The organism is Vibrio qingdaonensis, from assembly GCF_026191675.1.
GTDB lineage: Bacteria > Pseudomonadota > Gammaproteobacteria > Enterobacterales > Vibrionaceae > Vibrio > Vibrio qingdaonensis.
In genome coordinates, this window is record NZ_JAKRRY010000005.1 from 44,603 (window position 1) to 56,749 (window position 12,147).

Genomic DNA, 12,147 nt, shown 5'->3' on the forward strand with positions numbered 1-12,147 from the left:
GGCTTTCCCTCTCGTGACGGAAAGCCTTTTTTCTGCCTTCCAATTCAGCACGTATACTTAAACCGTTCAGAACAACATAAATCGCCGGATTGACGTTGATAATTACCCACAGGACGTGGTAACCCAAAATGGAACGAACAGGAAGCACTATCGAAATCAAATCCCTAACTCCGTCTGACTGTAACAAGGTTTCAGACATAATCCGCAACCATCTGGTGGTGCTCTCAGTGAGGTGCTTTGGGTGGTGTATTGTTGAAAATAAGCAGCTTTCAATCCAATGGATTGACCACACGAACAACACTCAACCGCAAACCACATTGCCCCCTGTCACTTTCATTAAGTCAACGCCAAAAACCGCGGGAATACAGCAAGCTCTACAAACAACATTAGTGCGTCTTGGCTACCTTACTATCGATACACATATACATTACCAATATTTACCAACTTCACATCATGGTTATCAACTCGGAATATTTGCAGCTTGCCCACCAGCAGAAAATACAAGCCAACTTATCAGACTATCTCTCACTCAAATCGATACGTACTTAACACAGCGCCGTTTATCTACAGAACTTTTTAAGGCAAAAAAAGAGTTTCAACAGCAGCTGCAAAGTAAAGATAAAAAAATAGCCCAGCTAGATGCGATGGTCGAAGCATTAAAGAGTCAGCACAGCGAACTCGGCACACAAATGCAGTTTCAAGTCACCCATGACCCCGCGACAAGAATGCTAAATAGGGCTGGCTTCGAATTAGCTCTTCAACGTATCTTACGCAGCACCACGGTAAAATCTGGCAAAGTTTACCTATCGGTCATTTTTCTTCATTTCACTAACGGTGAGCGTGCACAAGCGCGCATTGGCTATCAATCCTTTGATCTGTTATTGAGCGAATTTGAAAATATGATCCACTTAAACACGCCCCATGTTAGCCATGTTGCCCGTATTTCCACTACAGAAATCGCCCTTGCCGCTATTGTTCCCTCGTTAGATGATATGTTTTTACCCAACTTATGCCAAAGTCTCTCCAGCGTCGCTCGTGAAGGCTTCAACATTGATCAACAAGAAATTCATCTACACACGTATATGGGCGTAGCCAACTCTTACCATACAAGTAACGCCACTGACCTTATAAATAATGCCTATCAAGCGTCCGTCGCATGTAAGGAGTCAGGTAATCTTGTCAACGTCTTTTCTTATGCTGACCAAGTTGAACAAAAAGAGTTCAACCAGCTCGAGAACTACCTATTGCAAGCGGTTCGAAATGACGACCTTATTTTGCACTTCCAACCAAAAGTAAGCCTCGACACGGGACAGTGGACTGGCGCTGAAGTCTTACTGCGATGGCGGCACCCTGTTTTGGGTGATGTATCAAATGAAGCATTGATTCACATGGCGGAAAAAAATGGTCTCATTATCGAGGTCGGTTATTTCGTGTTACGGAGCGCCATAGATCGGGCCTCGGAATGGATTCAAATTGCCCCTGAATTTCATTTATCTGTCAACGTGTCAGCCAAACAGATTTGCGCTTTACACTTTGCAGACAAAGTCACCGATCTGCTCACTCAGCATGAACTCCCTCCAGGTAATCTAGAATTAGAATTAACGGAGAGTTGTCTTGTCGATAACTTCGAGGTAGCAAGAAGCAATATTGAAAAGCTCAAAGCACAAGGTGTCATGTTTGCACTTGATGACTTTGGCACGGGCTATGCCTCCTTTAATTACCTAAAACAATTGCCCTTTGATGCACTTAAGATCGACAAAGAATTTCTTAGTAATGTTTTGTATAGCAAGCAGGATAAAGCCATTTTACGTTCAATTATTACCATTGCTAAAAAACTGAACAAGCAAGTCGTGGTTGAAGGCGTTGAAAGTGAAGCACAACACGAGTTTATTCGACTAGAGCGCTGCGATATTGGCCAAGGATATTTCTACGCTAAACCTATGCCTCGTGACGTGTTTGAACGACAGCTCATTAAACAATACCCAGTCCCGCGTAATTTCATCATCCGTTAGACTATGCGTAATGGCGTGCTTTGAAGACATCGAATATGCGTAAAAACAAGGAATAACGTACTCTTCGTCGGTAGAATGACGTTTATGTCTTTACCATCACTAGCGCGGCTCCTATAATCGCGCCCCAAACTCTAGAAATGCGGAATTTGCGTCATGGATCAATTGATAGCCAAACTAAAGAAAATTGAAAAACAGAACTACCGAGCCTACCAACAAATTAAAGGCCAATACGACTTTACTGATTTCGATTTTTATATTGATCACGTCCAATCCGACCCGTACGCCACCGCATCTCGAGTTCGCGCCTTTAGAAAATGGTCGTTAACCGGTTTGGAATGGCTTAAAGCATGTTCACCAAGCTATCAGATTGCGGCGCGTGACTTTATTGCACGTACCTTTGCCGACTTTGCCAAGCAAGAAAACAGTGTCTCTGTCACATTAACGGGCCAAACCGTTATGGATTCCACCTCGGTGGTTTTTAGTGATGAAGGTATTGAGTTACGTTTTCGAGTTAACCTACCAGCAGAAGGTCGAAATATCTTAGGCAAGAAAGCCTCGAACATCCTGACATTCCACCTCCCAAAGTATATTCGTAAATGTACGCTAGAACGTGAAATCGATGTCGAAGCGCTGAAGCGTCACTGTGAAGTGATCGAAGACCAAGACGCACTGCGTCGTCAGCTAGACGAACACAATCTCATTGCTTTTGTTGCCAATGGCAGTGTGCTACCACGTATTGCCGGTAACTGTGATTTCCCGATGAAAGACGCCATTGCATTTGTGTCACCACTCTCACTAGAAGTGACACTGCAACGTCCGAATCACGGCGAAGTGAAGGGAATGGGTGTACCAAAAGGCGTGACCTTAATCGTTGGGGGTGGTTTCCATGGTAAGTCTACGTTACTTAACGCTATCGAGCGTTCAATCTACAACCACATTCCTGGCGATGGTCGCGAGTGCATTGTTACCTCAACTGACGCAACTAAAATCAAAGCAGAAGATGGTCGTTCAATTCACAACTTGAACTTAAGCAATTACATCAACCACCTGCCCTTTGGTAAAGAGACCAGTGACTTCAGCACTCAAGATGCCTCAGGTTCGACGTCTCAGGCTGCGTGGCTACAAGAATCTATTGAAGCGGGAGCGACGGGCATCTTAATTGATGAAGATACCTCAGCGACCAACTTTATGATTCGTGATGAGCGTATGCAAGCGCTTGTCGCTAAAGGGGCCGAACCTATTACTCCATTTGTCGATCGGGTTGGTCAATTGCGCGATGAGCTTGATATCTCCACCATAATTGTCATGGGCGGCTCTGGCGATTATCTTGATGTTGCTAATACCGTCATTCAAATGCATGACTATCAAGCTATTGATGTGACCGAAAAAGCACAAGAAGTCGTTAAACTACACCCTAGTGAGCGACAAAATGAGAGCGAAAAGCCACTGGAGATGATTCCGCCACGCCATGTTGATTCAGAACACTTAATGTCGATTTTAGCGGAAGGAAAATTCCGTGTATCAGGGAAAGGCGGCAACTCATTACGCTTTGGTAAAGAAACTATCGATCTAAAAGCGTTGGAGCAATTAGAGTCCAATGCTGAGCTAAATGCAATTGGTTGGTTAATATTCCAACTCGCACAGCAACCAGGTTGGTCAGAGCACCCACCAAAAGCGATGCAGACATTGCTAGAGGGGGATTGGAGCTCAAGAATGCCTAATTCAGGGGATTTGGCAAAACCTCGTGTTATTGATGCTCTTTCAGCATTAAATAGGCTGCGCAGCGCTAAAATGCGTCAACCAAGATAAACAAGCTAAGCACGCAATCGATGAAGCGTAGCAATGATAAACATGTGTTTTTGTCGGAATTATTTCAGTAACGACCACGCTTCGCAGGCTAATTTAAATTGTTCCGCATCCCCTCCTTCACGGTCGGGATGCCACTTCAATGCGCAGCGACGCCAGGCTTGGCGGATATCTTTTGATGTGGCGGTTTCGTCCAGATTAAAAAAATCGAACGCCTTACGCTGTGACATTGTCACGTCCTTCGCACCAACATGCGCCTGATATCGATCCCAAAAGTCATTCAGTAACCGTTTTACTTCCAACGTGTCCGCTTCATAATGAGACCAATCTAAGTAATATTGACGCAGTGGATCGGAAGGAGAAATACCGTGATTGTCTGCATCAAAAGGCAGCAGTTCGATGCTCATCGCTTCTACATTTAGCCACTTTTCAGGTACCAACATTCCTTGTAGTTGGTATAAAGCATTCATCAATAGAAAGTTACGCTTGAACAGATCTTTTTCTGGTCGCTCATCAAGCACAGGGATTAAATTATCATTCATTAGCTCCGAAGCTAACACATGAATCTTCCAACTGCTCGTGCTTGCTTCTAAACGATTTAGCACCGACCAGATTAATGGATTATCCTCGGTTCTAAAGGCATGAACTTCGCTATCTCTTTGCTCTGTCAACACATTGCTCCCTAATGCACTCTTTTTATGTTAGCACTTCTCCAAATTGAATGCGTCGCTAAAACGCTCGTTACCTAACCAAGAGTCCATTCGAGTTAGCGCTACATTGTTGAACATTTGACTCTAGGCTGCTTTAAACACAAAAAAGCCAGTGTCTTCATTCACTGGCTTTAGACTCGTACGATCCAACGACTTGCTGAGCTAGATTACACCGAGCTCTCGTAAACGTTCCATTAGATAACTGTCGGCAGTATAGCGCTCAGATAATACCACTTCAGGTTTGGGATGCAGAAATAACGGCAACGATATTCTTGATTGGGTTTGCTTCTCACCCGTTGGGTTAATCACGCGATGCGTGGTAGATGGGAAGTATCCTCCACTGGCTTCTTGCAACATGTCACCAATGTTAATGATCAAGTTGCCAAAGTCACAAGGCACATCTAACCACCCCCCATCTTGCGTTTTCACCTGCAATCCAGGCTCGTTTGCCGCAGGCAACACGGTCAATAAGTTAATATCTTCATGCGCTGCTGCTCGGATCGCCCCGGGTTCTTCATCACCCGTCATTGGCGGATAGTGCAATACCCGCAATAGGGTCTTGTCACTATTGTTAATCATTTCCGACAAGGCGATAGAAAACTTTTCTTGTACATCTTTTGGTGCATGCGATTCAACCCAGCCCAATAGCTCTTCAGCAAAGGCATTCGCACGCGAATAATAGTCTAGAATTTCACTCTTTAGCTCTACTGGAATTTGTCCCCATGGGTAGATATGAAAGTACTCTTTAATGTCTTTTACCGCATGCCCTTTCGCAACCTCGGACACGCTAGGCGGGAAGTATCCATCTTGGGTGTCTACGTTGAATCGATAACCTTCTTTCTCAGAAGAATTAAAAAACACTTGCCAGTTCTTATAGATGGATTCAACTAATGACTTAGGGATCGGATGATTTTTTAATACACCAAACCCCGTTTCTCTTAGTGAATTGACAAATAATTCCGGAGCATTGGGATCTAAATAATCGACAGTTTCTAATTTCATGACTTCACTTTCGTATCTTTTTTGTTGTGGGGCGATGTTAAGAAAAAGTTAGCGTACTTTCAAAGTATTGCTGACTCAATTTCAGCAACAACCACTTGCAATGTGAACTACATCACACAAACTCAGTATTCAATCCGTTGGCCTAGCATGTAATGACATCGACATGCCAACACCCACAGAAAATAAAATGTACTATAGTGATTCAATCGTGACTGGTAAGGATACTAAATGACCGCTTCACTTGCGCCGCGCCCCACTTTGGTGGTTTTGACCCTGCTCTATACAGTCATCTTAGGGTTTTCATCTATCGATCCCCACTCTCGTGCGGTTTGGATTGCTGAGATCATCCCTGCTATTGGAATTTTAGTGCTGATTTGGATTGTATCTCGGCGTTTCACCTTCTCTAACATCGCCTACATGCTGATGTTCATTTGGCTAGCGCTGCACACGGTTGGGGCAAAGTACACCTTTGCAGAGGTCCCGTTTGACTGGTTTAACGAATTGATCGGCTCTGAACGAAATAATTTTGACCGTGTCGCGCATTTTTCCATCGGCTTGTACGCGTTTTCAATAGCAGAATACGTACACCAAACCAAACTCATGGCAAAAATACCCGCCACACTCTTCGCTTTGTTTGCCATCATGAGTTTAGCCGCCGCCTACGAAATTATTGAGTGGTGGTATGCCGTTTTGGCTGGCGGCGATGAAGGCATCGCGTTTTTGGGATCGCAAGGCGATATATGGGATGCGCAAAAGGATATGCTCTGTGACACGTTAGGGGCGGTTACATCCCTATTGCTGTTTCTTACTCTCACACGCCGCCATAGCGTATCTCGTTGATAGCGTTTGCTTAAAAAACAGTCATGCAACTAATTAACCACTGCATGATAGTAAATAAAGACCCACAGAAGTCGTCAACGGTATTACCTCATCCCAAACAACGGCCAGGTCACTCATCGGTGTGACTCTTGGCCGTTCCACATTATGGTTTTACATGGCTCTTTAACCAGTTTAGGTAAGGTCTATACCCCGCTTCTATGGGCAGCGCCACAATTTGCGGCACCTCATAATCATGGAGTTCAATAATCAGGCGCTCGAGTTTCGAATAAGCTTCGTTCGTGGATTTAATGATCAACAACATCTCTTGTTCATGGCACACTTTACCCTCCCACATATAGTGACTGCCGATCACTTGCGTTTGAATACAAGCCGCTAACTGTTTCTCCAACAATCCCGTAATAATAACATTTGCTTGCTGTTCATTGGGCACCGTGGTGAGTACCGTTATCGCATTAGACTTCACTGAACTTCTCCAATTTATTTCATACGGACCTTACCACCTACCATCTTAATAGCAGGGGTACCGCGAACTAAGGTATCGCGCCCAAATACACTGTCACAGTCTGGGCAAACGCCTAAATCATTCGTGTAATCTTCGGTAATTCTTTCTTTGAAACACTTTACCAACGCGCCCTTTCCGCCTTTTTTATAGCGATAGAGCTTGGCGCCACATTTACTACAAAACACATCCACCGATTTTGCTGGCGCTTTACTATTGGGTTTCGCCATTACCCGTCTCTCTTATTACTGTCACTTGTGAGCGGGTAGTTTTGATAGACCAATTCGTCGGGTTTGACCCAAACTTGGCTAAAGTCAAACCACCCAAGGGCGTTACATTTGGCGTTTTGTAGGCTACCGCAATGATCTTTGCTGATACCTAACCAGCAATGAAACATAGGTATGACTTGGTAACTTTGCACCAACTGCTTAGCAATTTCTTGGGCTGGAAACTTATAATCTTCTTGGCTTCGCCATTCTTCTACCACCGTCGACCATGCCAAAAAGTCCTCTGGCTTGGACATCAACTCAATGCCACTATAATCCAACAACCAACCAGCAATTGCTTCTTCCCTTTTTGTCGCTATACCCATTGGTCTTATCCAGATATCCACATTTTCAGCATCAGGAGAGTCATGACCATAACGAATAAACTGAGTACGTATTCCGTCTTGTTTCAATAACTCTTCTATTGCTCGCGAAATGTCTGGGAATGTAGGATGCTCTGAATAATAAGCGATTTTAATATCTCTAGTGAGCTCAAGTCCTTGCATGTTCTCATATTGAATAGAATCAGCGTGTATTGGCTGGTGATACCAACCTGGTTTTAATCCATGAGCAGGGATAATGCCCAAATCGGTGACTGTGCTTTCTGGTAACTTTTTGAATACCGCTAAAGACGTCAATTTTTTCGTTAAATAACGTGCCCAAGTATCGTCTTTAGCAAGACCACTGACACGGTTAAGCAATAGATAGGTGCATCCTGGGTCGAGCTCAATATCATCATGTTTTTCAGAGCGAGCCCCTGCAATAGGGTCCGCTAGAGTCGGAAACACGAGAGTAGAATGAGGTTCATCGATGATCCACACTTCGACCGTATCAAGCAATGGTCGATACCCAAAATACCCATCAAAAGCAGACAGAATCAGGCGCTTTTCATTATTCGTGGTGACGCTATAAGGACCTGTACCAATAGGAAACCGATCAAAATCATCGTTTCTCATGTTGAGCGGGGGTAACACCTTAGCGCTGATTTCCGCAAACAAAAAAGCCGCTTGAAAATCAGGTTGCGAAAAGTGAATGTCGAGCACCCAAGGAGACGGGCTAACCACATGATCGATATGAGAAAACAATCTCGATGTTTTTAATGACTCAATACTTGAAATAATATGTTCAATCGTCAGTAGTTCACCATTATGAAAGCGCACACCAGGTCGGATGTAAAAACGCCAATGACAGTCACTCAACTGCTGCCAGTGATGGGCGAGATCGGGCTTGATCTCATCATGCTCATCAAGTTTGGTTAGCCCGCTGAATACCTGCCTAGCAATGTGCAACTCGGAACGGCGCAACGGCTTAGCCGGATTAAGCATAGAAAGTGCGCGATAATACGGTAGGCGGATGACTTGCTTGCCATCAGTCTGCGTTACCCCTAGATAGCTTTGAATCACTTTACTAAGACGATTGGCATCTTTATCTAAGACATTCAGCGCGTGTCCGATTCGTCCTTCTTCAAGATAACGGCGAGCGAGCGTTTCACTGACGTCGTTGCGGTTTTGCTTAAAATTTAAAGTAGAGAGTTTCCCACGACCTGCCGCAGGGTGCCATTCGATCCAACCTGCCTCTTCTAGCTTGTTAAGTACGATGCGGGCGTTGCGGCGCGTACAAAACAGTATTTCGGTGACATCATCAAGCTGCGTTTCAGCATTTTGACCAGAGAAGTGTTCGAATAAGGTTTCAAACTGTTTACGAAGACGAGGACTACTCATAAAGAGGAAAGGCTCAAGAAATGACTTTGGTGTTAGTTTCCTCTTTACGAGTGCAATTAGCAAGTTACAAAGACAGAACCTCGATACCTGTCTCATTCGCAATCTGTTGAATCTGTTCTTGATTATCTAAGCGGATAGACCATTTGCATTCGGCACCGATAGCGGAAATAACGCACGCTGGCAAAATTAACTGAACGGCGTCTACTTGAGCTTGTAAAGTCGCTTGGTTACTCGCTAATCGAACCACAATTTCATGAGGGGTCATCAACACTTTTCCACCACTAAATTCGACCGTCATGATGTCACTCTTTTGTGTTTCTTGACCGCGATGGTCAAACGACTCGTACAAACCAATCGTTGCTGGGAGTCGGTAATGTCAATTTGCCACACCTGAGTAGACACCCCTAAATGTACCGGTGTTGCACAACCAATAACATGCCCAGAACGCATCGCTCGTACATGGTTGGCGTTGATATCTAATCCCACACAGTAATGATTTTCATCGACACAATAATTCGCAGCAAGTGACCCCAACGTTTCGGCTAACACTACCGATGCACCGCCATGTAACATCCCTAAAGGCTGATGAGTAAAGCTGCATACCGGCATGGTGGCAGACAATGAATTGTCGGAAAAATCCGTGTATTCAATCTGCAAATGTTCAATCAGTGTATTCTCGGAAGTGCGATTTAGCGCAGCTAATGAGAGTTTCTTCTTCCAAATACTCACTGTTAAATCCTATACTTAGAGCCATTAATAAAAAGTATGATGCCTTGAGTTCTTTCGTTTGGCAAATATCATAAAATAACAACTGTTCACCGCTACGCTGTTCTTTACGTAATCTTATACTTTGACAAACAGAAAGTGCTAGCACGGATGCATAGGAGTAACAACATCATGAACACTTGGGCAAAAGTAAGCGCTGCCGCAATCATTACATCTTCCATCATAGCGTGTTCATCATCACCGACTGGGCGTAATCAATTAATTCTATTTTCAGACAGCGAAATGAGCCAGTTGGGTGCCCAATCTTTTGAGCAAATGAAGAAAGAGCAAAAAATCAGTAATAACCAAGCAACCAACGCCTACGTGCAATGTGTCGCGAAAGCCATTACCGATCATGTTCCACCTCAAGCGGAGTTTTCTGAGTGGGAAGTGGTGGTATTCGACAGTGAACAGGTTAATGCCTTCGCTTTACCAGGCGGTAAAATTGGCGTTTATACTGGTTTACTTAACGTCGCTGTCACACCGGATCAACTTGCTACGGTTATCGGCCACGAAGTCGCTCACGTTCTCGCCGACCACAGCAATGAAAGGTTGTCACAGTCACAACTTGCCAATACCGGTATGCAAATCACTAACGTCGCCCTCGGCGGATCACAGTACCAAAATGTAACCATGGCAGCACTTGGTGTCGGTGTTCAGTATGGCGTAATCCTCCCCTACGGGCGGACTCAAGAATCTGAAGCCGATATTGTCGGCCTAGAACTGATGGCAAAAAGTGGCTTTGACCCACGACAAAGTGTTGATTTGTGGAAAAACATGGCGAAAGCGTCCGGGGGAAATCAACCACCAGAATTACTTTCAACGCACCCTTCCCACGATACCCGAATCAACGATCTTAAATCCAAGGCTGCAACATTACCCGCGTACGCCACTAAGGCCCCAAATTGTAAAAAGCCTAGTGTTTAACACTCATTACTAATGGCTTCGTTCTCGTCTATTCGACGACATTTATCCGGTTCCATCACTCAAAAGTTTATGCGGTGTTCCCTGCACCGCCTTTTTCGATAATCCTCACCTCCTCTCGTCTCCATACCCATCAGCGCAGTCACTATTATTTGTTTTGTCACACTTAACGCAATTTAACCTTGATTTTACCAATAATTTACATGACATTAACAACTGGTCTGATCAGTATAAGTCCTACTTCATCTCCAAACACTACGATGAAAGGTAGGAAGATATTCAGCGACACGATAACAGTCTGTTACTAGCTCATTTAAGAATATTGCTTAAAAAGGGAATTTATAATGAAAAAAAGAGCGCTCCTTACGCCCATTATATTGGGGGTTATCACACCTACCTCGCTTGCCGCTGGCTTTCAAGCAAACGAACATTCGGCGTCTGGTTTAGGTCGAGCGTTTTCAGGCGAGGGTGCTGTCGCCGATAACGCCAGTGTACTCGCTCGAAATCCGGCAGCTATGACGCTATTTGATAATGCACAGTTTTCAGGTGCAATCACTCTCGTCGATCCCAACGTCAATATTACCGATGACACCAATAACCAGCAAATGAAAGACGTGGCGCCAATGCAACTCGTGCCAGGAGCCTACTACATTAGCCCTATCAATGAGCAATGGGCGTGGGGGATCGGACTTTTTAGTACTTACGGTGTTGCGACAGATTACCCAGATAAAGCCTATGCTGGTGATTTAGCCGGTGACACTGCTCTTATTTCCGTCAACTTAAATCCAAATGTCGCTTACCGCATTAATGAACATTTCTCAGTTGGGGGCGGCGTAAATCTGGTTTATGCAGAAGCAGAGTTAAATCGTCACAAAGGTGCATTAGCCCCATTTTTAGGCGGCTCTGCAAGTGATATGCTCATTTCGATGAAAGGTGATACTTATGCTTTTGGCTGGAACCTCGGCGCACTTTATGAAGTCAATGACAACCACCGCTTTGGTTTCTCATACCGCTCTGCGATCGATCTTGCATTCGAAGATGGCGATTTTTCCAGCTATGACAGTGGCATTTCAACGCCCCCAAACACTAAGGCTGATTTAGACGTGACCCTGCCTGCTATTTGGGAGTTTTCTGGCTATCACAAAGTGGCAGAAAAATGGGCGATTCATTACGGACTACAGCGTACAGAGTGGAGTAGTTTTAAAGAACTTAAAGCGACATCCCCGACCTGTACTGGCGGTAGTGTGCCCGGAGAATGCTTCTATAAAAAAGAAAACTATAAAGACAGTAACCGTTACTCGGCAGGATTTAGCCACTATCTAACTCATGATTGGACACTGCGTGCTGGCTTTGCATTAGATAAACAAGCAGGTGAAGCTACATTAAGCATCCCAGATTCAGACCGTTATTGGTATTCAGCGGGCATCACTTATCAAATGAGCTCGGCGCTTTCAGTGGATGCGGGTTTGACGTTTCTTCAAGGAAAGTCCGGATCATTTACCGAAGTCGACAAGTTAGGTCAAGAGTTGCAATTTAGTGGTGATTCCACTGCGTATATTGGCGCACTTCAAGTTAACTACCAATTCAACTAAGTCAGTAAGG

The 12,147-nt window shown here is 44.5% G+C and carries 12 protein-coding genes; 5 read left to right on the forward strand and 7 right to left on the reverse strand.

The window, feature by feature from the left end; genetic code table 11:
* Nucleotides 1-128: 128 nt before the first annotated feature.
* Both MD535_RS05960 and MD535_RS05965 read left to right on the forward strand, forming a co-directional pair.
* Complete coding sequence (locus tag MD535_RS05960; RefSeq protein ID WP_265673965.1) at nt 129-2,012, forward strand: putative bifunctional diguanylate cyclase/phosphodiesterase; 1,884 nt, start codon at nt 129-131, stop codon at nt 2,010-2,012.
* Between the two features lie 153 nt (nt 2,013-2,165).
* The gene (locus MD535_RS05965; RefSeq protein ID WP_265673966.1) at nt 2,166-3,821 is read left to right on the forward strand and encodes an ABC-ATPase domain-containing protein; all 1,656 of its coding nucleotides are present in this window, start codon (nt 2,166-2,168) and stop codon (nt 3,819-3,821) included.
* Between the two features lie 59 nt (nt 3,822-3,880).
* Here MD535_RS05965 and MD535_RS05970 read toward each other — a convergent pair whose 3' ends face one another.
* Both MD535_RS05970 and MD535_RS05975 read right to left on the reverse strand, forming a co-directional pair.
* A complete protein-coding gene (locus tag MD535_RS05970) occupies nt 3,881-4,489 on the reverse strand; it encodes a DNA-J related domain-containing protein (protein WP_265673967.1) in 609 nt (202 codons plus the stop codon).
* A gap of 201 nt (nt 4,490-4,690) precedes the next feature.
* On the reverse strand, nt 4,691-5,530 hold the full coding sequence (locus MD535_RS05975) for an isopenicillin N synthase family dioxygenase (protein ID WP_265673968.1): 840 nt from the start codon (nt 5,528-5,530) through the stop codon (nt 4,691-4,693).
* A 228-nt stretch (nt 5,531-5,758) separates the two neighbouring features.
* Between MD535_RS05975 and MD535_RS05980 the strand changes: the two genes are divergently transcribed.
* A complete protein-coding gene (locus MD535_RS05980; RefSeq protein ID WP_265673969.1) occupies nt 5,759-6,370 on the forward strand; it encodes a DUF2238 domain-containing protein in 612 nt (203 codons plus the stop codon).
* Between the two features lie 142 nt (nt 6,371-6,512).
* On the opposite strand, the gene cutA is transcribed toward MD535_RS05980, so the two are convergent.
* The 5 genes from cutA to MD535_RS06005 all read right to left on the reverse strand — a co-directional run bounded on the left by cutA (nt 6,513) and on the right by MD535_RS06005 (nt 9,585).
* Nucleotides 6,513-6,833, reverse strand: coding sequence for a divalent-cation tolerance protein CutA (gene cutA / locus MD535_RS05985; RefSeq protein ID WP_265673970.1), 321 nt, complete (start codon nt 6,831-6,833; stop codon nt 6,513-6,515).
* Nucleotides 6,834-6,847: 14 nt separating this feature from the next.
* Entirely contained in the window at nt 6,848-7,099 is a 252-nt protein-coding gene (locus MD535_RS05990) for a hypothetical protein (protein WP_265673971.1), read from the reverse strand.
* Nucleotides 7,099-8,856, reverse strand: a complete 1,758-nt coding sequence (locus MD535_RS05995) for an SgrR family transcriptional regulator (RefSeq protein WP_265673972.1) — start codon at nt 8,854-8,856, stop codon at nt 7,099-7,101. The genes MD535_RS05990 and MD535_RS05995 overlap by 1 nt, the downstream gene beginning before the upstream one ends.
* 64 nt (nt 8,857-8,920) lie before the next feature.
* Nucleotides 8,921-9,154: a DUF3389 family protein gene (locus tag MD535_RS06000; protein WP_265673973.1), complete on the reverse strand. Its 234-nt coding sequence runs from the start codon at nt 9,152-9,154 to the stop codon at nt 8,921-8,923.
* The gene (locus tag MD535_RS06005) at nt 9,151-9,585 is read right to left on the reverse strand and encodes a hotdog fold thioesterase (protein ID WP_265673974.1); all 435 of its coding nucleotides are present in this window, start codon (nt 9,583-9,585) and stop codon (nt 9,151-9,153) included. The genes MD535_RS06000 and MD535_RS06005 overlap by 4 nt, the downstream gene beginning before the upstream one ends.
* Before the next feature lie 168 nt (nt 9,586-9,753).
* Here MD535_RS06005 and MD535_RS06010 point away from each other — a divergent pair, with 168 nt between their 5' ends.
* Nucleotides 9,754-10,548 carry a M48 family metallopeptidase gene (locus tag MD535_RS06010; protein WP_265673975.1) on the forward strand — a complete coding sequence of 265 codons (795 nt, stop codon included), beginning with the start codon at nt 9,754-9,756 and terminating at the stop codon, nt 10,546-10,548.
* A 341-nt stretch (nt 10,549-10,889) separates the two neighbouring features.
* Nucleotides 10,890-12,137 carry an outer membrane protein transport protein gene (locus tag MD535_RS06015; RefSeq protein ID WP_265673976.1) on the forward strand — a complete coding sequence of 416 codons (1,248 nt, stop codon included), beginning with the start codon at nt 10,890-10,892 and terminating at the stop codon, nt 12,135-12,137.
* The last annotated feature ends 10 nt before the right edge of the window (nt 12,138-12,147 follow it).